General features: G+C 71.7%; 21 protein-coding genes and 1 pseudogene. 14 read left to right on the forward strand and 8 right to left on the reverse strand.

Annotated features, from left to right (window positions below):
• The first annotated feature begins 22 nt into the window (after nucleotides 1-22).
• A complete protein-coding gene (tesB, locus tag ACWC2T_RS17325; protein ID WP_450671192.1) occupies nucleotides 23-889 on the forward strand; it encodes an acyl-CoA thioesterase II in 867 nt (288 codons plus the stop codon).
• 212 nt (nucleotides 890-1,101) lie between these two features.
• Entirely contained in the window at nucleotides 1,102-1,425 is a 324-nt protein-coding gene (locus tag ACWC2T_RS17330; protein WP_450671193.1) for a hypothetical protein, read from the forward strand.
• 76 nt (nucleotides 1,426-1,501) lie between these two features.
• Here ACWC2T_RS17330 and ACWC2T_RS17335 read toward each other — a convergent pair whose 3' ends face one another.
• On the reverse strand, nucleotides 1,502-2,290 hold the full coding sequence (locus ACWC2T_RS17335) for a phosphatase (protein WP_450671194.1): 789 nt from the start codon (nucleotides 2,288-2,290) through the stop codon (nucleotides 1,502-1,504).
• 77 nt (nucleotides 2,291-2,367) lie between these two features.
• A complete protein-coding gene (locus tag ACWC2T_RS17340) occupies nucleotides 2,368-3,873 on the reverse strand; it encodes a PucR family transcriptional regulator ligand-binding domain-containing protein (protein ID WP_450671195.1) in 1,506 nt (501 codons plus the stop codon).
• Nucleotides 3,874-3,988: 115 nt separating this feature from the next.
• Between ACWC2T_RS17340 and ACWC2T_RS17345 the strand changes: the two genes are divergently transcribed.
• From ACWC2T_RS17345 to ACWC2T_RS17360, 4 genes are all read left to right on the forward strand, one after another.
• The gene (locus ACWC2T_RS17345) at nucleotides 3,989-5,449 is read left to right on the forward strand and encodes a sodium:solute symporter (protein WP_450671196.1); all 1,461 of its coding nucleotides are present in this window, start codon (nucleotides 3,989-3,991) and stop codon (nucleotides 5,447-5,449) included.
• Between the two features lie 74 nt (nucleotides 5,450-5,523).
• Nucleotides 5,524-6,504 carry an agmatinase gene (speB, locus tag ACWC2T_RS17350; protein WP_450671197.1) on the forward strand — a complete coding sequence of 327 codons (981 nt, stop codon included), beginning with the start codon at nucleotides 5,524-5,526 and terminating at the stop codon, nucleotides 6,502-6,504.
• On the forward strand, nucleotides 6,501-8,189 hold the full coding sequence (locus tag ACWC2T_RS17355) for a thiamine pyrophosphate-binding protein (RefSeq protein WP_450671198.1): 1,689 nt from the start codon (nucleotides 6,501-6,503) through the stop codon (nucleotides 8,187-8,189). Before speB ends, ACWC2T_RS17355 begins: the two co-directional genes overlap by 4 nt.
• Nucleotides 8,190-8,430: 241 nt before the next feature.
• Nucleotides 8,431-9,321 carry a helix-turn-helix domain-containing protein gene (locus ACWC2T_RS17360; RefSeq protein WP_450671199.1) on the forward strand — a complete coding sequence of 297 codons (891 nt, stop codon included), beginning with the start codon at nucleotides 8,431-8,433 and terminating at the stop codon, nucleotides 9,319-9,321.
• Nucleotides 9,322-9,324: 3 nt separating this feature from the next.
• Here the strand turns inward: ACWC2T_RS17360 and ACWC2T_RS17365 are convergent, their stop codons facing one another.
• From ACWC2T_RS17365 to ACWC2T_RS17375, 3 genes are all read right to left on the reverse strand, one after another.
• A complete protein-coding gene (locus ACWC2T_RS17365; RefSeq protein ID WP_450671200.1) occupies nucleotides 9,325-9,570 on the reverse strand; it encodes a DUF6210 family protein in 246 nt (81 codons plus the stop codon).
• 93 nt (nucleotides 9,571-9,663) lie between these two features.
• A complete protein-coding gene (locus ACWC2T_RS17370; RefSeq protein WP_450671201.1) occupies nucleotides 9,664-9,879 on the reverse strand; it encodes a DUF397 domain-containing protein in 216 nt (71 codons plus the stop codon).
• 8 nt (nucleotides 9,880-9,887) lie between these two features.
• Entirely contained in the window at nucleotides 9,888-10,739 is an 852-nt protein-coding gene (locus ACWC2T_RS17375; protein ID WP_450671202.1) for a helix-turn-helix domain-containing protein, read from the reverse strand.
• A gap of 204 nt (nucleotides 10,740-10,943) precedes the next feature.
• Between ACWC2T_RS17375 and ACWC2T_RS17380 the strand changes: the two genes are divergently transcribed.
• Both ACWC2T_RS17380 and ACWC2T_RS17385 read left to right on the forward strand, forming a co-directional pair.
• Nucleotides 10,944-11,354, forward strand: coding sequence for an ATP-binding protein (locus ACWC2T_RS17380; RefSeq protein ID WP_450671203.1), 411 nt, complete (start codon nucleotides 10,944-10,946; stop codon nucleotides 11,352-11,354).
• Nucleotides 11,354-11,790 (forward strand): annotated as a pseudogene (locus ACWC2T_RS17385) (hypothetical protein); the annotation flags it as partial. The gene ACWC2T_RS17380 and the pseudogene ACWC2T_RS17385, both read left to right, overlap by 1 nt.
• A 265-nt stretch (nucleotides 11,791-12,055) precedes the next feature.
• Here the strand turns inward: ACWC2T_RS17385 and ACWC2T_RS17390 are convergent.
• Complete coding sequence (locus ACWC2T_RS17390) at nucleotides 12,056-14,299, reverse strand: glycosyltransferase family 39 protein (RefSeq protein WP_450671204.1); 2,244 nt, start codon at nucleotides 14,297-14,299, stop codon at nucleotides 12,056-12,058.
• A gap of 146 nt (nucleotides 14,300-14,445) precedes the next feature.
• Between ACWC2T_RS17390 and ACWC2T_RS17395 the strand changes: the two genes are divergently transcribed.
• The 5 genes from ACWC2T_RS17395 (at nucleotide 14,446) to ACWC2T_RS17415 (ending at nucleotide 22,759) form a co-directional block, all read left to right on the forward strand.
• Nucleotides 14,446-15,366, forward strand: coding sequence for a serine hydrolase (locus ACWC2T_RS17395; protein WP_450671205.1), 921 nt, complete (start codon nucleotides 14,446-14,448; stop codon nucleotides 15,364-15,366).
• 236 nt (nucleotides 15,367-15,602) lie between these two features.
• Nucleotides 15,603-19,322: an ABC transporter ATP-binding protein gene (locus tag ACWC2T_RS17400; RefSeq protein WP_450671206.1), complete on the forward strand. Its 3,720-nt coding sequence runs from the start codon at nucleotides 15,603-15,605 to the stop codon at nucleotides 19,320-19,322.
• Nucleotides 19,323-19,465: 143 nt separating this feature from the next.
• Nucleotides 19,466-19,858 carry a hypothetical protein gene (locus ACWC2T_RS17405; RefSeq protein WP_450671207.1) on the forward strand — a complete coding sequence of 131 codons (393 nt, stop codon included), beginning with the start codon at nucleotides 19,466-19,468 and terminating at the stop codon, nucleotides 19,856-19,858.
• Between the two features lie 362 nt (nucleotides 19,859-20,220).
• Nucleotides 20,221-22,074, forward strand: a complete 1,854-nt coding sequence (locus ACWC2T_RS17410; protein WP_450671208.1) for a glycoside hydrolase family 3 protein — start codon at nucleotides 20,221-20,223, stop codon at nucleotides 22,072-22,074.
• 70 nt (nucleotides 22,075-22,144) lie between these two features.
• Nucleotides 22,145-22,759 carry a hypothetical protein gene (locus ACWC2T_RS17415; protein WP_450671209.1) on the forward strand — a complete coding sequence of 205 codons (615 nt, stop codon included), beginning with the start codon at nucleotides 22,145-22,147 and terminating at the stop codon, nucleotides 22,757-22,759.
• A gap of 122 nt (nucleotides 22,760-22,881) precedes the next feature.
• Here ACWC2T_RS17415 and ACWC2T_RS17420 read toward each other — a convergent pair whose 3' ends face one another.
• Nucleotides 22,882-23,682, reverse strand: coding sequence for a sugar phosphate isomerase/epimerase family protein (locus tag ACWC2T_RS17420; protein WP_450671210.1), 801 nt, complete (start codon nucleotides 23,680-23,682; stop codon nucleotides 22,882-22,884).
• 40 nt (nucleotides 23,683-23,722) lie between these two features.
• On the reverse strand, nucleotides 23,723-24,652 hold the full coding sequence (locus tag ACWC2T_RS17425) for a bifunctional helix-turn-helix transcriptional regulator/GNAT family N-acetyltransferase (protein ID WP_450671211.1): 930 nt from the start codon (nucleotides 24,650-24,652) through the stop codon (nucleotides 23,723-23,725).
• Nucleotides 24,653-25,041: 389 nt separating this feature from the next.
• On the opposite strand from ACWC2T_RS17425, the gene ACWC2T_RS17430 reads away from it, so the two are divergent.
• Nucleotides 25,042-25,329 (forward strand): hypothetical protein, encoded by a 288-nt coding sequence (locus ACWC2T_RS17430; protein WP_450671212.1) that lies wholly within the window; start codon nucleotides 25,042-25,044, stop codon nucleotides 25,327-25,329.
• Nucleotides 25,330-25,400 lie beyond the last annotated feature (71 nt).

Here is a 25,400-nt window from a genome sequence, read left to right on the forward strand (position 1 = left end):
CTGGCCGGTACAACTACCAACCATGAGCCAGGCACTCCAGGATCTCCTCGATCTGCTCGACCTCGAGCAGATCGAGGAGAACATCTTCCGCGGCCAGTCCCGCTCCGCCGTCGTACCCCGCGTCTTCGGCGGGCAGGTCGCGGCGCAGGCGCTGGTCGCCGCGGGGCGCACGGTCCCCGCCGACCGCCCCGCCCACTCCCTCCACGCGTACTTCCTGCGCCCGGGCGACCCCGGCGCGCCGATCGTCTACACCGTCGACCGCATCCGCGACGGCCGGTCCTTCACCACCCGCCGCGTGGTTGCCGTCCAGCACGGCAAGCCGATCTTCCATCTCTCGGCGTCCTTCCAGACGTACGAGGAGGGACTGGAGCACCAGGCGCCCATGCCCGCCTCGCCCGACCCGGCGACGCTGCCCACCTCGCAGGAGCGGCTGCGCGGTTACGGCCACCTCGCCCCCGAGGTCGTCGAGAAGTTCCTCGAGGCCCGCGAGGCGATCGACCTCAGGTACGTGGAGGAGCCGCCGTACGGGCAGTTCGGCGCGCCCCGCGAACCGCACAGCCAGGTGTGGTTCCGCACCAACGGCAAGCTCGACGACGACCCGCTGCTGCACGTCGTACTCGCCACCTATGTCTCGGACATGACCCTCCTCGACTCCGTGCTGCTCGCGCACGGCCGCGGCGGCTGGGCGGTCGGGGACGTCGTGGGCGCCTCCCTGGACCACGCGATGTGGTTCCACCGCCCCTTCCGCGCCGACGACTGGCTGCTGTACGACCAGGAGTCGCCGTCCGCGCACGGCGGCCGCGGCCTCGGCCAGGCCCGCATCTACACACAGGACGGGCGGCTCGCCATCACCGTCATCCAGGAGGGTGTCGTCCGCGTGCCGCGCTGAGCCCGGACGCTCGAGGTGCCGAGTGACGGGTGGGGAACTAATCTCTATGAGTGACGGCCGCAGCACATGGCGTAACCGGTTGACGGTTTCCCCTGCGGCGACACCTGAAGAGCGCGCCGTGCCTTCCCCCTTCCGTGAGCACGGCGCCGCCATCCACCCCGCGTACTCCTCACGGAGCCGCGGGGAGGGTGGAGACAGAAGGGTACTTTCCCATGCGAGCACAGCGCGTTAGGCGTTATGTCGTGATGTCCGCGGCGGGCTTTCTGCTGGCGGGCGGAGCCGCGATCGGCGCGGCGGGCACCGCCTCGGCGGCCCCGGCACACCACCACGGCCGGCACGGTGACCATTGCGGTCGGCACCACGGCCACCACGGTCGCCACCACGACCGTGGCTGGGGCGGTGACCGGAACAACGGCAACTGGAACAACGGCAATTGGAACAACGACAACGGCAACAAGGGGAACAACGACAACGGGAACAAGGGCAACGGCAACGAGAACAACGGCAACGGCAACGAGAACAACGGCAAGAGCTGATCCGACGCCGGTCGTGCCCGCACTGTGCGGCTCCGTCCGAGGGGCCGCACAGCGCCGTGCCGAGTGCCCGGGACGGTCAGGAGAGCCCGGCCTCCGCCAGCAGATACGCCGTCATGGGGTCGTAGTGGCGCGGGCTCACCACATGGTCGTCGAGCGGTACGACGACCTGGAGGGTGCCCTCGGACTCGGCGAGGAACAGTGCCGGGTCGTTGCAGTCGGCGTATCCCACCGAGTCCAGGCCGTGCTGCCCCGCGTAACCCGCCCACCCGTGGTCGGCGACGACCAGGTCCGGCAGCGGGCGGCCCGCGCGCTCAAGTCCCGTCAGAATGGCCCGCATCGGCTCCCCGGAGTGGGTGTGCCACAGCGTCGCCCCGTGCTCCAGCACCGCGACGTCCGCGAACTGCATGACGTACCCCTCGTCCGTCTGCAGCCCGTCCGGGATGACCACGATCTCGCAGCCCGCGGCGCGCAACGCGGCGGCGGTGGCCCGGTGCACGTCCAGCAGCCCGCCCGGATGCCCGGTCGCGAACAGCACCCGCTGCTGCCCCTCGGCCGCCTTGCGCAGCCGCGCCGCCATCCGCTCCAGCGCGTCCACGGTCAGCTCGGGGTCGATGGTGTCCCCTCCGTACCGGTACTCGGGATCGTCGTTGACGCCGACCCTCTCGGCCATCACCGCGAGCACGTCCTGCTCGTCCGTCCAGCGCTCGCCCAGCTCCAGGCCGAGCCAGAAGCCCCGGACACCGTTGGCGAGCTGACGGTAGTGGGAGAGGTTGTTCTCGCGGGGCGTGGCGACGTCCCCCGCGATACGGGTCCTCACCAGGTGGTCGACGAGCTGGGCGCGGCTGGGTGTCCCGGGTATCGGCATGCCTCCATTGTGAGGCAGCGTTCGACCGCCGTCCTCGGCATACCGCCCGCTGGGACGTGGCTCACGCGGGTGCCCGGTCAGCTGTGCCGCAGCGCGAACCACAGCTCCATGCGCACGTCCGGATCGTCCAGGTCGGTGTCCAACAGGGCGGCGCAGCGGGCGATGCGCTGCCGCACGGTGTTGCGGTGCACCTCAAGGGCCACCGCGGTACGGTCCCAACTGCCATGCAAGGCAAGCCAGTTGCGCAGTGTCTCGGTGAGCTCGGGCCGGCCGGCGAGCGGTGCGAGCAGCGCGCGGGCGTGTGCCTCGGCGTCCGCCCGCGGCACCAGGTCCTCGAACCCGGGCCGGTCGCCGTGCCGGACCAGCGGGGCGCGGACGGCACGGGCCCGGGCGAGCGCCCGCCCCGCCTGCGCGTCGGCTGCCGCCCACTCCCGCGGCTCCACGGCCGTGCTCACCCCGAGCGTCCAGCCGGCCTGCGCCTGAGGCACCCGCCCGCCCGGCACCAGCACCCGTACGACGTCGTGCCCGAGGTCGACCAGCGGCGAGCCCAGGGCGGCACCGAGCGCGGAGGCGGCGACGGCATCGGGCAGCTGGGCCTCCGGCCGCGCGTGCACCACCAGCCAACTTCCGGTGCCGAGCAGCGGGGCCACCTCCTCGGGCGGGGAGCCCAGCAGCAGCCGCACGAGAGCGGAGGAACGGGCGGCACCGGCACCGCTGTGGTGCTCTCCGGTCAGCAGGGACAGCAGTACGGCGGCGACGGAGGCGATGGTGTGGTCGCCGGGGTCGCGCCGGGGGGTGGCCACGCCGAGCACGAACCCCTCGCCGACGCCGAGGGCGTAGACGGCCAGGTGGGTGTCGCCGACGGTGTTGGTGGCGGAGGTGGCCCTGGGCGCCGTACGCCCCGTGGGCCGCACCACGCCCGAGAGCTCCGCGAGCGCCGCCCGCACCCCCTCGACCGGCTCCCGGCCCGCCGCGGCGATCTCGGTGCCGTCGGGGCCGTGCAGGACCGCGTGCCCGGCCAGGCGCTGGGCCAGCTGGCGCAGTACCGAGGGGACCGGATCCGGTCGGGAGGCCGCCGCCGCCAGGCTCTGCTGGGCCTCCGTGACGCGGCGGAGCTCGGCCAGGCGGGCCTGGGCCATCAGCTGCCACACCGCGCGGGCCACCCCGGAGAAGGTGGTCTGGGGCGGGACCTCCAGGAGGGGCAGCCCGTAGCGCTCGCAGGCCGCGACCAGGGCGCGCGGAACCGTGTCGTGCACCGGGGCCAGACCGAAGCCGAGGGCCGCGCCGCCCGCCGCGACGATCCGGGAGACATAGTCGTCGAAGTACGTGCCCGAGCCCGCCGCCTCCGGGATGTGCACCCCCGCCGTGAGCAGCAGCTCGCCGCCCAGCAGATACGGGTACGGGTCGGCCATCTCCGAGGTGTGCGCCCAGTGGATCACGGTCCCCCGGTCTTCCGGGCCGGCGATCTGGCGCAGGGCGAGGTCCTCGCGGGCCAGCAGGGCCGAGAGCGGTACCGGTGGGGTCGGCGGGACCGCCGGGGCGGCCGAGGCGCTTGTTTCCGGCATGGTGTGCGTTCCCTCCATCCCGCCCCGTTCAGATGGATGAAACGTACACTTCGCAGTCGCTTTCCGGCCACCTAGTGTCGATGGACATCACCCGCCGGCGATCCCCAGCACGACTTCGAGTGGAGGTGGCCCCATGGCCGTCGACTACACAGTGATCGTCGTCTATCTCGCCGGCATGCTGGCGATGGGCTGGTGGGGCATGCGCCGCGCCAGGTCCAAGAGCGAGTTCCTGGTGGCGGGCCGCCGTCTGGGCCCGGCCATGTACTCCGGCACCATGGCGGCGATCGTCCTCGGTGGCGCCTCCACCATCGGCGGCGTGGGCCTCGGCTACCAGTACGGCCTCTCCGGCGCCTGGATGGTCTTCACCATCGGCCTCGGTCTGCTCGCCCTGTCCGTGTTCTTCTCCGCCCGCATCGCCCGGCTGAAGGTCTACACCGTCTCCGAGATGCTCGACCTGCGCTACGGCGGCCGGGCCGGGGTCATCTCCGGCGTGGTCATGTGGGCGTACACCCTCATGCTGGCCGTCACCTCGACCATCGCCTACGCCACGATCTTCGACGTCCTGTTCGACATGAACCGGACCGTCGCGATCATCCTCGGCGGCTCGATCGTCGTCGCCTACTCCACCCTCGGCGGCATGTGGTCCATCACGCTGACCGACATGGTCCAGTTCGTGGTGAAGACCATCGGCGTGCTGCTCCTGCTGCTGCCCATCGCGGTCGTCAAGGCGGGCGGCTTCTCCGAGATGAAGGCCAAGCTGCCGACCTCGTACTTCGACCCGCTGGGCATCGGCGGCCAGACGATCTTCACCTATGTGCTGATCTACACCTTCGGCATGCTGATCGGCCAGGACATCTGGCAGCGCGTGTTCACCGCCCGCAGCGACCGGACCGCAAGGTGGGGCGGCACCGTGGCCGGAACCTACTGTCTGGCCTACGCCCTCGCCGGTGCAGTGATCGGCACGGCCGCCAAGGTGCTGTACCCCAGGCTCGGCAGCCCCGACGACGCCTTCGCCACCATCGTCAAGGACGAACTCCCCATCGGCGTGCGCGGCCTGGTCCTGGCCGCCGCCCTCGCCGCCGTCATGTCCACCTCCTCGGGCGCCCTGATCGCCTGCGCCACGGTCGCCAACAACGACATCTGGTCGCGGCTGAAGGGTGCCGTACGACGCGATGGCGAGGAGCACGACGAGGTCGGCGGCAACCGGGCCTTCATCCTGATCATGGGCGTGGCGGTGATCGGTACGGCGATCGCCCTGAACAACGTGGTCGAGGCGCTGACCGTGGCGTACAACCTCCTCGTCGCCGGCCTGCTCGTGCCGATCCTCGGCGGCCTGCTGTGGAAGCGCGGCACGGTCCAGGGCGCGCTGGCCTCCGTGATCGTCGGCGGCCTCGCGGTCATCGGCCTGATGGCGGGCTACGGCATCCTCGCCAACGAGCCCGTCTACTACGGCCTGCTCGCCTCCCTGGCCGCCTATGTCGCCGTCTCCCTGGCGACCAGGCCCACCGACGAGACCGTCCTCGCCGTCTGGCGCGAACGCCTCGCCGGCCGCGACCCCGAACTCGCCCCCGAACCGGTCCCGGCTCACCAGTAGAGTCGTATGACAAGCAGTACATGCGACACAAGCAGTACATGCGCGATGAAGCGCAAGAAAGAAGGCAATTGACCATGAGCAGCAACGAGACGCCCCGCGGCCCCGTCGACTCCTCCCGCATCCCGCGGTACGCCGGCCCCGCGACCTTCGCCCGGCTGCCCCGCCTGGACGAGGTCGGCACCGCCGACGTCGCCGTGGTGGGCGTGCCGTTCGACTCCGGCGTCTCGTACCGGCCGGGCGCCCGCTTCGGCGGCAACGCCATCCGCGAGGCGTCCCGGCTGCTGCGCCCGTACAACCCCGCGCAGGACGCCTCCCCCTTCGCCCTGGCGCAGGTGGCGGACGGCGGTGACATCGCCGTGAACCCGTTCAACATCAACGAGGCCGTCGAGACCATCGAGGCCGCGGCGGACGAACTGCTCGGCACGGGCGCCCGCCTGATGACCCTGGGCGGCGACCACACCATCGCCCTGCCGCTCCTGCGCTCGGTGGCGAAGAAGCACGGCCCCGTGGCCCTGCTCCACTTCGACGCCCACCTGGACACCTGGGACACCTACTTCGGCGCCGAGTACACCCACGGCACCCCGTTCCGCCGCGCCGTGGAGGAGGGCATCCTCGACACCTCGGCCCTGTCCCACGTGGGCACCCGCGGCCCGCTGTACGGCAAGCAGGACCTGACGGACGACGAGAAGATGGGCTTCGGCATCGTCACGTCCGCCGACATCTACCGCCGGGGCGCCGACGAGGTCGCCGACCAGCTGCGCCAGCGCATCGGCGACCGCCCGCTGTACATCTCCATCGACATCGACTGCCTGGACCCGGCGCACGCGCCCGGCACCGGCACGCCGGAGGCCGGCGGCATGACCTCGCGGGAGCTGCTGGAGATCCTGCGCGGTCTGTCATCCTGCAACCTGGTCTCGGCGGACGTGGTCGAGGTGGCGCCCGCGTACGACCACGCCGAGATCACCTCGGTGGCGGCCTCGCACACGGCGTACGAACTGACCACCATCATGAGCCGCCAGATCGCGGCGGCCCGGAAGGACTCGGAAGCGAAGTGACTCACGACCACGACCTGGTACTCCGCCCGACCGACCAGCAGACGGCGGCCGCGCTGAATCCCCCTCCCGGCCGCAGCGGCGGAGACCTGGTCGTGGAGACCCTGGCCGGGCTCGGCGCGACCACGGTCTTCGGCCTGCCCGGCCAGCACGCCCTCGGCATGTTCGACGCCCTGCGCCGGTCCTCTCTTCGCTATGTGGGCCTGCGCGTGGAGAACAACGCGGGCTTCGCGGCGGACGCGTACGGCCGTGTGACGGGCGAGGCGGCGCCGCTGCTGCTGTCGACCGGCCCGGGCGCGCTGACGTCGCTGGCGGCGCTCCAGGAGGCAGCCGCCGCCTCGGCTCCGGTGCTGGCGATCAGCAGCCAGATCCCCACGGCGGGCCTGGGCGGCGGCCGCCACGGCTACCTCCACGAACTCCCCGACCAGGCGGCCTCGTTCCGGGGCGTGGTGAAGTCGGTCCACACGGTCCGCACGCAGTCCCAGATCCCGTCCGCGATCGCGGCGGCCTGGAAGTCGGCGCTGACGGCACCGCACGGCCCGGTGTGGGTGGAGATCCCGCAGGACGTGCTGCTGGCTCCGACCGCCCTGCCGGTGGTGACGGCGCCGGACGCGACTCCCGAGGACTTGGTCCCGCGCCCCGAACTGACGGCGGTGGCCGCCGACTTGCTGTCGCGGGCCGAACGTCCGGCGATCATCGCCGGCGGCGGGGTCGTACGGTCGGATGCCTCGGGCAAGCTGCTTCAGCTGGCCGAGAAGCTGCGGGCGCCGGTCGTGACCACCTTCGGCGGCAAGGGCGCGTTCCCGTGGGAGCACCCGCTGTCGATGCAGTCCTGGCTGGAGGACCGGTACACGACGGACTTCCTGGAGGACGCGGACGTACTCCTGGTGGTCGGCTCGGGCCTCGGTGAACTCTCCTCCAACTACCACACGTTCAAGCCGCGCGGCCGGGTCGTCCAGATCGAGGCCGACCTCGGCAAGCTGGAGTCCAACCACCCGGCGCTGGGCATCCACGCGGACGCGCGCCTGGCGTTGCAGGCGCTGCTGGAGACGGTGGAGGAGCGCACGGACGACTCGGCCCCGGAGCGGGTGCGGGGGCTGCTGTCCCGAGTCGGTGAGCGCATCGCGTCCCAGGAACTCACCCTGGAACACGAGGTGCTGGGAGCCGTACGGCGCGCCCTGCCCGCCGACTCCCCGTCCTTCTGGGACATGACGATCCTGGCGTACTGGGCGTGGTCGGCCTTCGACCCCCGGGGCACGAACACCATGCACTCCGCGCAGGGCGCCGGCGGCCTCGGCTACGGCTTCCCGGCGGCGCTGGGCGCGGCGGCGGCCGACCCGGCTCGCCCGGTGCTGGCGGTGTCGGGCGACGGCGGAGCTCTGTACTCGATCGCCGAGCTGGCCACGGCCAAGCAGTACGACCTCCCCGTCACCTGGCTGATCGTCGACGACGGCGGCTACGGCATTCTCCGCGAGTACATGACGGACGCCTTCGGCCAGGCGACGGCGACGGAGCTGACGCGCCCGGACTACGTGGCGCTGGCGCAGTCCTTCGGGGTGCCGGGCGTCCGTACGACCCCGGAGACCCTGGAGGAGGACCTGCGGAAGGCGCTGTCGGCTCCGGGGCCGTCGGTGGTCGTCCTCCCGGCGGTGCTGCGGATGTTCGCGCCGACGCATCTCGGTCAGTGAGCGCCCGGCGCCGCCCCGGCGCGGGTGCGGAACCTGCGCCGGGGCGGACCGTCCGGGGCCGGGGCGGCCTCAGTGGCAGGTGCTGGAGCTGCTGATGTGGACCTGCGTCGGGTGCGCCCCGTTGAATGCCCATCCCTCGCCGGGCTTCATGCAGATGGCCGGGTGGTTGGAGAACCTCACGTAGGCCACGTCGTCGGTCGGCCGGCCTCGGCGCATGCCACACATGGGGGGTGCTGCGGAAATGACCTCCGGTGACCCGTCCGCCGGCCGTCCGTTGGAGTGCGAGCGGCTGGCGGAGACCCTGCGCGGGCTGCGGGCCCGGACCGGGCTGAGCCTGGCCGCGCTGGCCGCGAAGACGCCGTACAGCAAGTCGTCCTGGGACCGCTACCTGAACGGCAGGACCGTCCCGCCCCGGCAGGCCGTCGCGGACCTGTGCGACCTGGCGGGCGAGGACCCCGGACGGGCGCTCGCGCTGTGGCAGCTGGCCGACGCGGTGTCCAGTGGGCGGGCGGCGAGCGGACGTACGGCGGGTGGGGCGGCCTCTGCCGGGCGTGCGGCGGGCGGGCTCCCTCCTACGGCAGTGCCCGCGCCTGACCCCGCCGAGTCCCTCCCGCTTTCGGTTCCGCGTCCGGCCCGGCGCGGCCTGATCGCCGGAGTCATGGGCGGTGGGCTCACGGTAGCCGCGCTCGTCCTGACACTGGCGGCCACCGGCGCCTTCAGCGAGTCCGGCTCGGACGCATCCCCGTCCCCGTCTCCCTCCGCACCCGTACCGGTGCAGGGATGCCACGGCACCGGCTGCACGGGCAAGGACCCCGAGATGTACGGCTGCGGAGCCGACCCCGTGCCGGTGACCCTGGGGCGGCAGAGCTTCCCCGGGCCGACAGTGGTGAAGATCCGGCACAGTACGGCCTGCGGTGCGGTGTGGGCGCGGATCGACCTGGGCGAGGTGGGGGACCGCGCGGAGATCCTCGTACCGCATCACGCGCCCTGGCGGATCGAGGTCAAGGACCGGTACGACGCCAAGGACTCACTGTCGACCCCGATGGTCGCCGCCACCCCGTCCGACCTGGACCAGGTGCGCGCCTGCCTGGTCCGGGACGGCAAACGGCACTGCTTCGGTCCGGAGCTGTAGGGGCTAGTCGGAGTTCTCCCAGACGAGCACCCCGGGCCCGTCGGGGGTGACGACCGGCACCCACGCCTCGTCGACGTCGGCGAGGCGGGACTCGTCGAGGGCGAGCGGGGTGGGGAAGAGGTCGTCCCGGTTCGCGGAACCGTACACATGGGAGGCGACGGCCGCGCGCAGCCGGTCGAGCAGCGCCGGAGGCCAGTCCGCGTGGCGGGCACCGTGTCCCTTCCAGGCGCCGACGAAGATCTCCTTCACCACCCTGCACCTCGTAGACGACGCCGGTCTCGGCCGCGACGATGACGAACACCCAACCGGTGCCTGTGCCGTCCGGGTCGAGGTAGATGTACCTCACCGGTGAGTGAAGCCCGCCTGCGTGGAGTGAGCCTCCTTCAGGGCTTCGAGGAACGGGGCGAAGGCGGCGGCCGGGAAGGTGAGGGTGGCCCGGGCGGGGGCCTTTGAGTCGCGGACGGCTATGTGGGAGTCCAGGTGGGCGACTTCGACACAGTCGTTCCCCTCGCCTCCGCCGGAGAAGGGCGACTTCTTCCATGAGGCAGGGGTGATCATGCTGGTCCTCACAGCTCCTTCGCCAACTGGTGGATGAGGTCACGTGACTGCTCTGGGGGCAGTGCCTGTTCCTTCACCTTACGGAAAAGTGTTCGAAAGCGCTCCAGTTGGGCTTCGGAGTCGACGAAGGCCGTGCCGTGTGGAGCGTCGCGTACGACGGTGTCCAGCCGGGGGACTGCTCCGCCGAGGTACACCATGGTGCTTCCGGCTCCCGCGAAGTCGTGCAAGGCGAAGGGAATGACCCGCACGGAGACGTGGTCGGCCTCGGACGCTTCGAGAATGCGACTCAGCTGAGTCCGGGAGGCCGCCCGTCCGGCGACCTGGATGCGGAGTGCCGCCTCATGGATCACGGTCTCGTACGGGATGGGCTCGGGCCCGTCGATGACGACCCTCCGCTTCATTCGGTGCTCCACGCGGAGGTCCACTTCGCTGTCCTGGAACTCGGGGTTCATGTAGGCGAAGAGGGCTCGGGCGTAGTCCTCCGTCTGGAAGAGCCCCGGTACGTGGATGACGGCCACGTCGTTGCGGAACGTCGCGTGATGGTCCAGCTCGGCGAGATCCTGGTAGGCGGCGGGAAGGACGCTCCGGTACTCCTCCCACCAACCTTGGGTCCGGTCGGACGCGATGGCTACGAGGGCATCGATCAGCTCTGCATCGGCACAGGCGTAGTTGGCAGCCATGCGACGCAGGCGCTGCTCACTCACCCCTGAGGTACCGGCCTCGATCTGACTGATCTGAACGGAGTTCACACCGAGCATCGCGGCCGCCTCGCGGGAGCTGAGGCCTGCTGCCTCCCGGAGTCGGCGCAGTTCCACGGCCAGCCGCATTTGCCGCGCTGTGGGTTCGCGCTTGGTCCCCATCGGCCGCTCCTCGTTTCAACACGCCTGACTATGCGACTCGTTCGGGGTCAGATTACGGGATCGGCTTGCTTGCTCTTAATTCTAAGGTCTACCTTCGGTGACGTACCGCACACGCAGCGGAAGCGCACCGCGCCGTCCTGCCATGACGGCTGCGGCAGGCCACCGCGCGCGAACTCCCCACTCACCGACTGGAGTCGATGACGCATGCCCGAAATCGAGACCTGGGACGACACGCTCTACATCCCGAACGACCTCAGAGCCGGGACGGTCTGCCGCCACACCCTGCGTCTGATCCTGACTCTGCACGGTCTGATCGGCCTGGTGGACCCGGCGGAGCTGCTGGCGACGGAGCTGGTGTCGAACGCCGTACGCCACACGAAGGGACCGGCCGCGCTCAGGGTCCGCCGAACCCCGGAGGGCACCGTGTGGATCGGGGCGTGGGACACCGACCCGGCGCCGCCGGACCCGCCGCGTCCGCTGGAGCACGTGGGGGAGTTGGAGGAGGGGCGGGGGCTGGGCCTGGTGAAGGCGTGTGCGGAGTACTGGGGGTGGCAGCCGACGGCTCGGTTCGGGGACCGGGGGAAGTACGTGTGGTGTGAGCTGGGGGTCGCGTGATGGTCGGCTCGTCGCAGGAGGCGTTGCACCGGATCTTCCAGAAGGATCCGACGCTGCTGACGAAGGCGTTACAGAAAGTTATCTACTGGTGGTGGAGTCGCAGGGGAAGGTGGACGAGCGCAAGCGGGGCAGCTGGCCGTACTACCTGTCCTACCTGTACGAGAAGTACCGCTGCGAGCCGGTGCTGATCGTCATCACCCAGAGCAGCAGGACCGCCCAGTGGGCCTCGCGCCCGATCCGGCTCGGCTTCCGCGACTGGCACTCGCTGACGGTACGTCCGCTGGTGCTGGGTCCGGACAATGTGCCGGTGATCGCGGACGAGCGGCAGGCCGAGAAGGACGTCCCCCTTGCGGTGCTCTCGGCCATGACACACGGGCGTGGACCGCAGGCTGCGGCCAAACTGCAATCCCTGGCCGCCGCCCTGCGGACCATCGATGCGCGTCCCGAGCCTCTCCCGGAACTGCAGGCTCTGCGGGGCCTGGCCCTCAAGGGTGCCGAACTGCTCGAGTGGACGGGCAAGGATGTCGCTCAGGGGAACGTCGACGTCCGCTTCGCCTTCGAGACAGGCCGAGTGACGATCTTCAACGCCCTCGACGAGAACGGGCTGAGCTTCGACCCTGCTCCGAGCCGGCCGGCCGGCTGATCGAACAGCACAGCGCGCCAGCGGCATCGAGGCCCTTGGCGCGCTGTCGACGTCCGTCTCAGCTCACGTCCGACGGGTCCAGACGGTAGAGCGTGGACTGGTTGGCGGAGGAGGAAGAGCTTGAACTCTTGCTGTACGCGCTCTCCTTCACCAGCGTCCCGTGCTTCTTCACCCAGGCCGTCACCAGGGACGACACGCTGTTGTTGTTCCCTCCGGGGCCGCCGCCCATCATGCCGCCGCCGAGCTGGATGTAGTGCAGCTCGCCCTTCTTCACCAGTTCCTCGAGCTTGGCGACGGTCATCGCCTTGTCGGTGCCGGTGAACCCCCACATGGAGATGACCGGGACCTTGGCGCTCAGCTCGATCTGGGCCGCGCTCTGCGAGTTGGAGACCGCGAGCAGCCAGGTGGCGCCGTCCTGGTGCTTCTTCAGGTAGGCGATCAGCTCGCTGTTCGCCCCGCCCATGCCGCCGCGCATCATGCCGCCGCGCATTCCGGCTCCCATACGGCCGCCCGTGCCTGCCGTGCCGCCGTTCGGGGCGCCGGTTCCGCCCGGGGCCGTATCGCCCGACGCGCCCTGGCCTCCGGGGAGTTCGCCGCCGGGGAAGCCACCGGACTGCTGTCCGCCGCTCGGCATCTGTCCACCGGAGGCTCCGCCCGGCACTCCGCCCGAGGCGCCCCCGGGCGCGCCGCTCGCCGGTCCGTCGGGCACGGTCCCGCCGCTCTGCCCCGGCAGCTCACCACCGCCCGGGAAGCCGCCCCGGCTCCCGCCGAAGCCCCGGCCCCCACCGGGGCCGCCGAAGCCGCCACCCGTCGAGGGCCCAGCCGTCGGGTTCACCCCGCTCATGCCGCCACCCGAACCGGACGGCACCGACCAGGCGTACGCCGCCGGGCCCGCGAGCGCCGCCACCACGGCCGCCGCCACGGATGCCGCGAGCAGCCGTACCCGGCCCCCCGACCGGAAGACGAACAGGCCGGCGATCGCCGCCGTCATGAGCACACCGACGGCCGGCCACAGCCAGGTGTTCCAGCCGGCGGCCCGGCGCAGCAACACGACCGCCCAGACAGCCGTCACCGCCAGACCCGTCGGCAGCACCCACGCCCAGCGCTTGTCGGTACGGAACGCGCGCAGCAACAGCACGCCACCGCCTGCGCACAGCGCCGCGATGCCGGGTGCCAGGGCCGTCGTGTAGTACGGGTGCATCGTGCCCTCGGCGGTCGCGAAGGTCACGTAGTGCAGCACCGTCCAGCCGCCCCAGAGGATCAGCGCGGCCCGGGTGAGGTCGGTGCGCGGGGCTCGGCCGCACAGGATCAGGCCGGCGGCCAGCGCCACGGCGGAGAAGGGAAGCAGCCAGGAGATCTGGCCGCCGAGGATGTCGTTGAACATCCGGCCGAGGCCCGCGGAGCCGGAGAAGCCGCCTCCGCCGCCCCCGCCGCCGTTGCCCTCGCCGCCGAAGATCCGGCCGAGGCCGTTGTAACCCATGATCAGGTCCCAGGCGGTGCCGTCCGTCGAACCGCCGATGTACGGCCGTTCGGAGGCGGGGACGAGGGACACGGCGACCGCCCACCAGAAGCTGGAGACCGCCAGGACCACACCGGCGAGCAGCAGGTTCACGATCCGTCGTGCGAGCTTCGGGCGCGCCGCGAGCAGGTAGACCGCGAAGACGCCGGGGAGGGCGATGTAGCCCGCCAGCATCTTGGTGTTGAAGGCCAGGCCGAAGCACACCGCCGAGCCGAGCAGCGGCAGCAGGCGGCCGTTCGTCACCGCGCGCAGGGCGAGGGCCGCGCCCCCGACCATCAGCAGGACGAGGATCGTGTCGGGGTTGTTGTCCCGGTTGATGGCGACCGTGATCGGGGTCAGCGCGAGGACCAGCGCGGCCACGGCCGCCGCCGCGTGCCCGAACACCCGCTTCACGGAGGAGTGCAGGATCCAGATCGTGGCGAGCCCGGCCGCGACCTCCGGCAGCATCATCTGCCAGGTGCCGAAGCCGAAGATCCGGCACGACAGGCTCATGACCATGTCGGCGACCGGCGGTTTGTCGACGGTGAGGAAGTTCCCGGCGTCGAGTGAGCCGAAGAACCACGCCTTCCAGTTCTGCGTGCCGCTGTAGATGGCCGCGCTGTAGAAGCTGTTGAGGCCGGCGCCCGAGAGGTTCCAGGTGTAGAGCACGGCCGCCAGCAGCAGGATCGCGAGCAGCGCCGGCAGCGACCAGCGCGGTGCGCGCTCCGGCGGTACGGCGTCCGGTGCCCAGGGAGCGGGGGTCGTCGTCGTGGCGCGAGGGAGGGGATCGGTGGCAGATGTCACCACTGCACCCTGCAGACCGGCGATGGGTGCGCGCTGTGGTGCACCTGGGCGGAAGCTGTGGGTCGGTGAAAGCCGGGTAAGGTCCCCGATCCCCTCGGTAAGAACGGAGTGCAACCATTGGACCGCCTCCGTGAGTCAACTGGGGCATGAATTCCCGGACATCGAGGCGTACCGGCGCGCTCGTCGCCGCCCTGCTCATACCGGCGGTCACCGCCGTCACCGCCGCCACCCCCGCCGTCGCGGCCACGCCCACCGTCAGCTGCACGTCCGCCAAGGCGGGCCTCGCCGCCAAGCTGCAGAAGGACATCACGGCCGCCCTCGCGAACCGCAGGAGCACGGTCGCCCTCGGCCTGTACGACCGCAGCACGAGCACGACCTGCACCCTGCGCGCCACCAGCTCCTACGACTCGGCCAGTACCGTCAAGGTCACCGTGCTCGCCACGCTGCTGTGGGACGCCAAGAAGCACAACCGGTACCTGACGGACCGGGAGGCCTCGCTCGCCAAGGCCATGATCACCCAGTCGGACAACAACGCCACGACCACGCTGTGGAAACAGCTGGGCCTGACGAAGATCAAGGGCTTCCTGGCCGCCGCCGGGATGACGAAGACCGTGCCGGGCGCGAACGGCTACTGGGGCCTGACCCAGGAGAACGTCACCGACGAGCAGAAGCTCCTCAAGCTCATCACCGCAAGCAACAGCGTGCTGAGCGACAACTCCCGCGCCTACATCCTGAAGTTGATGGGCCAGGTCATCTCCTCGCAGCGCTGGGGCACCCCGGCCGGGGCGCCGTCCACGGTCTCCGTGCACGTCAAGAACGGCTGGCTGCAGCGCGCGACCCACGGCTGGCGGGTGCACAGCCTCGGCACCTTCAACGGCGCCGGGCACGACTACATGATCTCGGTGCTGACGCAGGACAACAGCACCATGGACTACGGCGTCACCACCATCCAGAACGTCGCCAAGGCCATCCACAAGGACATCGTGCCGACCAGCCCCGGCACGGCGGTGTACACCCCGACCAGCCGGCCCAGCGAGGCGTTCGTCGCGGTGCCGCCCCAGGGCTGACGCGGTGCCCCGCCGGACGATCACCAGGGTTCGGATCTGACTTCGGGAGGGGCGGCCAACCCAGGGGCGCGGGGCGGTATCGATATGCGGCTCCGCCGCGTGGGCGCGACAAGCCACAACGGACCCGCACGTGGAAGACGGCCGAACCAGCGGAGCGTTTTGTTGCGGAGGGATGAAATCCGCTCACCTGCGCGTTGGTGCTCTCTGGTAGAGCAGGACAACAGGAAGGCACCGGCGTGGCAGCGCAACGGGGATGGGCACGGCGCCTGGCGGCATACGCCTGGCGGTATCCGAAGGACGTCGTCCTCGCCCTCGGCTCCTCCCTCGCCGGCATGGCCGTCATGGCCGTCGTGCCGCTGATCACCAAGGTGATCATCGACGACGTGATCGGGAACCACACCCGCTCCATGGCCCCCTGGGCCGGCGCCCTCATGGCCGCCGCCCTGCTCGTCTACGTCCTCACCTTCATCCGCCGCTACTACGGCGGCCGCCTCGCCCTCGACGTCCAGCACGACCTGCGGACCGAGATGTACGGCACGATCACCCGGCTCGACGGCCGCCGCCAGGACGAGCTGTCCACGGGCCAGGTCGTCGGCCGGGCCACCAGCGACCTGCAGCTGATACAAGGGCTGCTGTTCATGTTGCCCATGACGCTGGGTAACGTCCTGCTCTTCCTGATCTCCCTGGTGATCATGGCCTGGCTGTCGCTGCCCCTGACCCTGGTCGCCCTGGCCGTCGCGCCCGCGCTCGGCTACATCGCCAAGCGGAGCCGCACCAAGCTGCACCCCGCCACCTGGTACGCCCAGGCCCAGGCCGCGGCCGTCGCGGGCGTGGTCGACGGTGCCGTCAGCGGCGTACGCGTGGTGAAGGGCTTCGGGCAGGAGGAGCAGGAGACCGGCAAGCTCCGGGAGGTCGGGCGCAGGCTGTTCGCGGGGCGGCTGCGCACCATCCGGCTGAACAGCAAGTACACGCCCGCCCTGCAGGCCGTCCCCGCCCTCGGCCAGGTCGCGATGCTGGCCCTCGGCGGCTGGCTGGCCGTGCGCGGGCACATCACGCTCGGCACCTTCGTCGCCTTCTCCTCCTACCTCGCCCAGCTGGTCGGGCCGGTCCGCATGCTCGCGATGGTCCTCACCGTCGGCCAGCAGGCCCGCGCCGGCACCGAGCGCGTCCTGGAGCTGATCGACACCGAGCCGACGCTCCGGGAGGGCGGCAAGACCCTCCCGGCCGACGCGCCCGCGACCGTCGAGTTCGACGACGTGTCCTTCGGGTACGACCATCAGCGCCCGGTCCTGGACGGGCTGACCTTCGAGATCCGGCCCGGCGAGACCCTCGCCGTCGTCGGCTCCTCCGGCTCCGGCAAGTCCACGCTCTCCCTGCTGCTGCCGCGCTTCTACGACGTCACCCACGGCGCGGTCCTGATCGGCGGCCACGACGTCCGCGAGCTCACCCTGGAGAGCCTGCGGGCGGCGATCGGGCTCGTCCCCGAGGACTCCTTCCTCTTCTCGGACACCGTGCGCAACAACATCGCGTACGGCCGCCCGGACGCCACCCGGGAGGAGATCGAGGCCGCCGCCCGCGCCGCCCAGGCGGACCGTTTCATCGCCGAGCTGCCCGAGGGCTACGACACCAAGGTCGGCGAGCAGGGCCTGACCCTCTCCGGCGGCCAGCGCCAGCGCATCGCGCTCGCCCGCGCCCTGCTCACCGACCCGCGGCTGCTGGTCCTGGACGACGCCACCTCGGCCGTGGACGCCCGCGTGGAGCACGAGATCCACGAGGCGCTGAAGCAGGTCATGGAGGGCCGTACGACCCTGCTGATCGCGCACCGCCGCTCCACCCTCAACCTCGCCGACCGCATCGCCGTCCTGGACGGCGGCCGGCTCGCGGACCTCGGCACCCACGAGGAACTCCAGCAGCGGTCCGCCCTCTACCGCCGCCTGCTCACCGACCCGGACGAGCTGGGCGGGGTATCCCCGGGGCACGCCGAGCCCGCCGCAGTGCACGAGGACACCTCGGTCCGTGAGGAGCTGGACGCCGAGTTCGACGCCGAGCGGGGGGTGACCCCCAGGCTGTGGACCGGCGATCGCACCCCCAGGGACCAGCCGCTCAGCGGCACCCCCGCCACCCCGGAACTCCTCGCCCAGGTGGCGGCGCTGCCCCCGGCCACCGACACCCCCGGCGTCGACGAGGCCCGGGCGGTCAGGCCGGAGGACTCCTACGGCGTGCGCCGCCTGCTGCACGGGTTCGGCCTGCCCCTGCTGCTCAGCCTGCTGCTGGTCGCCGTGGACGCGGGCGCGGGCCTGCTGCTGCCGGTGCTGATCCGGCACGGCATCGACTCGGGCGTGTCGAAGATGGCCCTCGGCGCGGTCTGGGCGGCCTCACTGCTCGCCCTGCTGACCGTGCTGGTGCAGTGGGCCGCGCAGATCGGCGAGACCCGGATGACCGGCCGTACCGGCGAGCGGGTGTTGTACACGCTGCGGCTGAAGATCTTCGCCCAGCTGCAGCGGCTCGGCCTCGACTACTACGAGCGCGAGCTGACCGGCCGGATCATGACCCGGATGACGACGGACGTCGACGCCCTGTCCACCTTCCTGCAGACGGGGCTCGTCACCGCGTTCGTCTCGGTCGTCACCTTCTTCGGCATCATGGTCGTCCTGCTGGTGATCGACGTCCAGCTCGCCCTGGTGGTCTTCGCGACGCTGCCCCCGCTGATCGTCGCGACCTTCTTCTTCCGCCGGGCGAGCGTGAAGGCGTACGAACTCGCGCGGGAACGCGTCTCGGTGGTCAACGCCGACCTGCAGGAGTCGGTCGCCGGGCTGCGGATCGTGCAGGCCTTCCGGCGCGAGCGGGACGGCGGGCGGCGGTTCGCCGAGCGCAGCGCCGACTACCGGCGCGCCCGCATCCGCGGCCAGTGGCTGATATCGGTCTACTTCCCGTTCGTGCAGCTGCTGTCCTCGGTGGCGGCGGCGAGCGTGCTGATCGCGGGCGCCCACCGTATCGAGGCCGCCACCCTGACGACCGGTGCCCTGGTCGCCTACCTGCTCTACATCGACCTGTTCTTCGCGCCGGTCCAGCAGCTGTCCCAGGTCTTCGACGGCTACCAGCAGGCCACCGTCTCCCTGGGCCGCATCCAGGAGCTGCTGCGCGAGCCGACGTCCACGAGGTCGGCGGACGAGCCCCGGGAAGTGTTGTCCCTGCGGGGCGAGATCGCCTTCGAGGACGTCCACTTCGCGTACGGCGCCGACGAAGAGGCACTCACCGGCATCGAGTTGACGATTCCCGCCGGGCAGACGGTGGCCTTCGTCGGCGAGACGGGCGCCGGCAAGTCGACCCTCGTCAAGCTGGTCGCGCGGTTCTACGACCCCACCGCGGGGCGGGTCACGGTCGACGGCACGGATCTGCGCGCCCTGGACCTGACCTCGTACCGGCACCGGCTGGGGGTCGTCCCGCAGGAGGCGTACCTGTTCCCCGGCACCGTCCGGGACGCCATTGCCTACGGCCGTCCCGACGCCACCGACGCCGAGGTGGAGGCGGCGGCACGGGCGGTCGGCGCGCACGAGATGATCGCGACGCTGGAGGGCGGCTATCTGCACGAGGTCGCCGAGCGCGGCCGCAACCTCTCGGCCGGCCAGCGCCAGCTGATCGCCCTGGCGCGCGCCGAACTGGTCGACCCGGACGTGCTGTTGCTGGACGAGGCCACGGCCGCCCTGGACCTGGCCACGGAGGCCCAGGTCAACCAGGCCACCGACCGCCTGGCCGGCCGCCGTACGACGCTGGTGGTCGCCCACCGGCTGACCACGGCGGCCCGTGCGGACCGGGTGGTGGTGATGGACCACGGCCGGGTCGCGGAGGACGGCACCCACGACGAACTCCTCGCCCGCGACGGCCGGTACGCCGAACTGTGGCGCACCTTCGTCGGCCGCCCCGAACCGGAGGAGCCGGTCACCGCCACCCGCTGAGGCCCGCGTTGCCTCCGGCTGCTCCCTCCCGCCGACCCTGTCGACGCGTGTCGCTGACGGCCGTGCAACCATCCGACATACGTCGTGCGTCCGTACATCAGTACGGCCGGCGGGGGAGTACGAGTAGTACGGGGAGGACGACAGTGGACAGTGGTGGGATACGCAGGCGTCTGGCGCTCGGAGCGGCTGTGCTGGCCGCGAGCGGGGTGCTCGCCCTCGTGACGTCCGGCACCGCCCAGGCGGACACGGGCGGCGGCTGCGCCGGGCCGGAGGTGCGGTCCCTGCCGTTCAGTACCGGGGTCACCCACATCTACAAGAGCGACGGGTACGTCTGCGCCGTCACCGTCGCCCGGCAGCCCGGCCCCGCCCAGACGATGTCCGTGAGCGTCCAGGCCCGCGGCAGCCGCCCGGTCGTCGACACGGGCACCTACCGGTACCACGCCGGGCCGGTGACGGTGCACGCAGGCCACCGGTGTGTGTGGATCAAGGGCGCGGTGGGCCAGGGGTCGGTCAGCAAGGGGTGGATTCTCTGCTGACGCGGTACGCATAGGCCTCTCGGTGTCGTCGTGTCGTCGCAGCACAGGGGGCGCGCACTGGACGGCCGGGTCCTCGGGGGAACCGTCGTCGGCCCGCGCCCGTCCAACGGCCAGGCTGCCGGACGAGTCTCCGTGGTGCGGTGTCGGCCTGTACGCCTGGCAGCGAGCGCCGACGCACCCTCTCCGCCGCACCCGGCCGACAGCCCGCCGCCGTCGGCGCGCGCCCCCTCAATGCGCCGACGGCGGCCCCTCGCTGGGTACTGTGCCTTGCCTGTGCATTGCCTTGACGGAAAGAAACCTCCCGGATATTGGTGACTCCCTGGAAGTTTCCTTCAGTGGTTCCTCCTCCGGAAGGAGCGCACGTGTCCGACCCCAGCAGACCCTCCAGACGCGCCGTTCTCGCCGCGACCGCGGGCCTCACCGCCGCGCTCACCGTACCGACGACCGCCCGCGCCGCCACGCCCGGCGACGAGAGCCGGCTGCGCGCCCTGATCTCCCGGATGACGCTCCAGGAGAAGGTCGGCCAGCTCTTCGTGATGCGGGTCTACGGCCACTCCGCCACCGCTCCCGACCAGGCCGACATCGACGCCAACCTCAAGGAGATCGGCGTCCGCACGGCCGCCGAGCTGATCGCGAAGTACCGGGTCGGCGGGATCATCTACTTCACCTGGACGCACAACACCCGCGACCCGCACCAGATCGCCGGCCTCTCCGACGGCATCCAGCAGGCCTCCCTGGACCAGCCGCGCGGCCTGCCGGTGCTCATCGCCACCGACCAGGAGCACGGCGCGGTCTGCCGGGTCGGCAAGCCCGCCACCCTCTTCCCCGGCGCCATGGCCCTCGGCGCCGCCGGCTCCCGCGCGGACGCGCACACCCTCGGCCGGATCTCCGGCGCCGAACTGCGCGCGATGGGCATCAACCAGGACTACTCCCCGGACGCCGACGTCAACGTCAACCCGGCCAACCCGGTCATCGGCGTACGGTCGTTCGGCGCCGACCCGGACGCGGTCGCCGCGCTGGTGGCCGCCGAGGTGAAGGGCTATCAGGCGTCCCGGGTCGCGGCAACCGCCAAGCACTTCCCGGGCCACGGCGACACGGCCACCGACAGCCACACCGGCTTCCCGGTCATCACCCACAGCCGTGAAGTGTGGGAGAAGCTGGACGCCGTCCCCTTCCGGGCCGCGATCGCCGCGGGCATCGACTGCATCATGACCGCGCACATCCAGTTCCCCGCCCTGGACGACTCCGGCGACCCGGCCACCCTCTCGCCCCCGATCCTCACCGGCATCCTGCGCGGCGAACTCGGTTACGACGGGGTCGTGATCACCGACTCCCTCGGCATGGAGGGCGTCCGCACCAAGTACGGCGACGACCGGGTGCCGGTGCTCGCGCTGAAGGCCGGGGTGGACCAGCTGCTGAACCCGCCGTCCCTCGACGTGGCGTGGAACGCCGTACTGCGGGCCGTCCAGGACGGCGAGCTGACCGAGGCCCGCCTCGACGAATCGATCCTGCGCATCCTGCGCATGAAGGCCCGGCTCGGCCTCTTCGACGACCGGCGGGCCGGCCGGACGAGCATCGAGCGCACGGTGGGCACCCAGGCGCATCTGGCCGCCGCCGACCGGATCGCCGAACGCACCACGACCCTGCTGGTCAACGAGGACGCCACCCTCCCCTTCTCCCCGAGCGCCGTGCCCCGCCTCCTGGTCGTCGGCGCGGACCCGGCCTCCCCCACCGGCACCGACGGCCCGCCCACCGCCGTCCTGGCCGCCGCCCTCACCGAGCTGGGCTTCACCGCCACGGCCCTGTCCACCGGCACCGCACCCTCCGCCGCGGCCATCGCCCGTGCCGTCACGGCCGCGCAGGACGCGGACGCCGTGGTCGTCGCGACCTACAACGTGACGGCGGGCGACGCGCAGCGCACCCTGGTGGAGCAGCTGGCGGCCACCGGCAGGCCGGTCGCGGCACTGGCCGTCCGCAACCCGTACGACGTGGCCCAGTTCCCCTCCCTCAAGGCCTGTCTGACGTCCTACGGCTGGACGGATGTCGAGGTGCGCGCCGCAGCACGGGTGATCGCCGGACGCGTCGGCCCGCGCGGCAGGCTGCCGGTACCGGTGCAGCGGGCCGACGACCCCACGCAGGTGCTGTACCCGATCGGGCATGGGCTGACGTACCAGCCGTACGCCACACACCGGGCGCAATACCCCCAACAGGGGTAAATCCTCCCGCACGTCTGGCGTGGCCGTGCCGCCGAGGGCCACGCTGGACCGGGGTGTCAGGGGGGTGGCCATGCGTGGGAAAGGTGCCGTGAGGGCCGCGTGCCTCGCCTGCCTGCTGCCGGCCGCCCTGCTGGCCGGCTGCCGGGGCACGGCGGGCACCCCCGTCGGTGACGCCCGCCCCACCCCCGTCACGAGCGGCTACGGCGCCGAGTTCCTCGCGGTCGGCGCGTGCAGCTCCTTCGGTACGACCAGCTTCACCGAGGTGCCCTGCGCCAGCGAGCGGGCGGCGGCCAGGGTCGTCGCCCGCTACGACGGCGCGAGCACCGACGGCCCGCTGTGCCCGGCGACGACCGACTTCGTGCTGCACATCAGCGACCGGTCCGCGGCCGGTGCCGAGAACGGCGACGGCGCCGTCCCCCAGGGCTACGCCTGCATGCGCAACCTGGAGCCCCCGCACCCCGGCGACCCCGGCGGCGGGGGAGGCCCCCGGACGATCCCCGGCGACTGCGTGTACGCCTCCGGCAAGGGCCAGGTCCGCGAGACCCCCTGCAACGGCTCCGGCGCCCACCGCCCCCAGTACCGCATCACCAGGGCGGCACGGACGCGCGCGGACTGCCCGCCGTCGACGGCGCTGTACGTCCAACTGGGCGGAACCGACCCGGTGGGCTGCGCACGACGGCTCTGACGGCCTGAAGCTGCGGCCCGCTGAACTCGCCTGCTACCCGCAGGAGTTGGACGCTCCGGACGAGCGGCTCGCCCTCGCGCCGCCGCCCCAGGCCACCAAGCCGCCGCGCACATCCACCGCCCCTACGCCGCCTCGTCCAGCAGCCTCAGCAAGTGTTCCCTCCCCGCCCCCAGCAACCCCTCCAGCGGCGCGGCAGCCGAATACCACCGCTTCTCGTACTCCCAGCAGAGCCACCCGTCCCACCCGTGCCGGCACAGCACGTCCACGCACTCGGTGAGCGGAAGCACCCCTGAGCCCAGCGGCAGCGGCGCCGTGTCCTGGGCCGACGCGATGTCCTTGACCTGCACATACCCCAGGTGCGGAGCCAGCGCCGCGTAGGTGTCGGCGGGCTGCTCGCCGCCCAGCCAGGTGTGCATGACGTCCCACAGCGCACCCACCTGCCGGTGCCCGACCGGGCCCAGCACCCGGATCGCGTCGGCACCGGTGCGATGCGAGTCGTGCGTCTCCAGCAGGATCCGCACCCCCAGCGCGGCGGCGTCCTCCGCGGCGCTGCCGAGCCGCCGGGCGGCCAGGGCGTCGGACTCCTCGACGGGGCGCTCGGGGTCCGCGCCGGGGAAGACCCGGACGTAGGGCGCGCCCAGGTCGTGGGCGAGGTGGAGGAGGTCCCGGATCTCCGCCAGTACGGGTGCGTCGTCACCGGGCGCGGCGGCACGCGCGTACCCGGCGAGGCCCAGCACCTCGATCCCGGCCTCCTTGAACAGGGCCGCGGCCGCGGCGCGTTCGGCGGCGGAGAGGCCGGGGTGGACCGGCTCTTCCGGGTGGGCGCGCAGTTCGACGCCGTGGTAGCCGTGCGCGGTCGCGAGCGCCAGGACCTCAGGGAGGGGCAGGCCGGGGACACCGAGAGTGGAGAACGCCAGCTTCATGGCCCGGACCCTACTCGTCATCGGCCCCGTGTGTGACTCCTCATTCGCCCGATTCGTGTAGATCCAGTCGCCAGTCCTGGCCCACGAGGTCCTTGCCGAAGGAGCGGTGCGGTTTCTCCGCGACGAGCACGAAGCCGTGCCGCTGGTAGATCCGGCGGGCGCCGCTGAGCACGTCGTTGGTCCACAGCACCAGATCGCGGTAGCCGACCCCGCGCGCGAAGTCGATCACGGCCCGCACCAGCCGGTCGCCGATGCCGAGCCCGCGCGCCTCCGGCTCGACGAGCAGCAGCCGCAGCCGCGCGGTACCGGGCGCGTCGTCCCGTACGCACATCACGCAGCCCACCGGGCGCCCGCTCTGCTCGGCGATCCACACCCGCTCCAGATGCGGGTCGTGGTCCGCCGCGAAGTCGGCGACGATCCGGGCGACCAGCCCCTCGTAGTCGGCGTTCCAGCCGTACTCCGCCGCGTAGAGGGAGGCATTGCGCTGCACGATCCAGCCCAGGTCGCCCGGTCGCGGCTCGCGCAGCACCACCTCGCCGGGCCGGGCCCCGCCCTCGCCGAGGACCTCCCGGATGGTCCGCATGGCGTCCGCCAGCCGGGGCCGGTCGGCCGGGGGCACGGTGTCGAGCATGGCCCCGACCGTCTCCCGGGCCCGCTCGTCGAGCAGGGCGGCGGCCTCTCGTCCCCGCTCGGTGAGCCGTACCCGACGCCGGCGCGGGTCGCTCTGCGAGGGCCCGCGCTCGATCAGCCCCGAGTCCTCGAACTTGTTCAGGATCCGGCTCAGATACCCGGCGTCCAGGTCGAGCAGGGTGCGCAGATCGGCCGCGTCCAGATGCGGGACCTGGGCGAGTTCGTACAGCACACGGGACTCGGTGAGGGTGTACGGGGCGTAGAGATGGCGCCCGTAGTCGAGGGCGCCGATGACGCCCGTGTAGAAGCGGTTGAAGGCGCGGACGTCCTGGACGGTCATGATCGCCCCTGGATACTTGACTCAGTCAGAGATACCTCCCTCAGAGGCTAGGCCCGCCGCCCGCCCGCGTCCACACCCCGGCCCGGCGGCGTACGAAATGTCCTTACGGTGCACGGGTGTTGGCCGGACCGGACCTGGGTCCGCTTCTTTGCCCGTTCTTTATCCTGAGGTGGAGTCCTGCTTTTGACTACGTCGCGGTCTCGTCGTAGGTTGAAGGGGAAAACGTCACTTATGCCCGATTTACCCCGGGAAGTGGCGGTCCGTCGTCGGAGCGCGGAGAGCGGGCGGCGGGCGGCGCACAGGGCGACGCGCAGGCTCTGGAGCGCATGCGGAACGGCCCGTCGAGGCCGGCCGGAAAATCAATTACACCCTCCGGAGAGGGGCTCATCATGCGCGCGCACACCACCCGTATCAAGAGAGTGGCCATCGCAGTCTGCTCGGCACCGATCCTGGCCATCGCGGCCGGAGCCGGAGCGGCCCACGCAGCCACCACCACCGCTGCCCCGCAGAACGTCGTCTCGTACCACCACGACGGCGGCGGCTGGGGATGGGGAGACGAAGGCGGCTGGGGCGGCGGCTGGGGCTGGGGCGACGGCGGCTGGGGTTGGGGAGACCACGGCGGCTGGGGCTGGGGAGATGGCGGCTGGGGTGGGGGCTGGGGCTGGGGCTGCGACTGAGCAGTGAGCCACACCCCCCACTGAGCCACACCCCCCACTGAGCCACACCCAGTGAGCCACCCCTGACAAAG

It is taken from the genome of Streptomyces sp. NPDC001393, assembly GCF_053597455.1.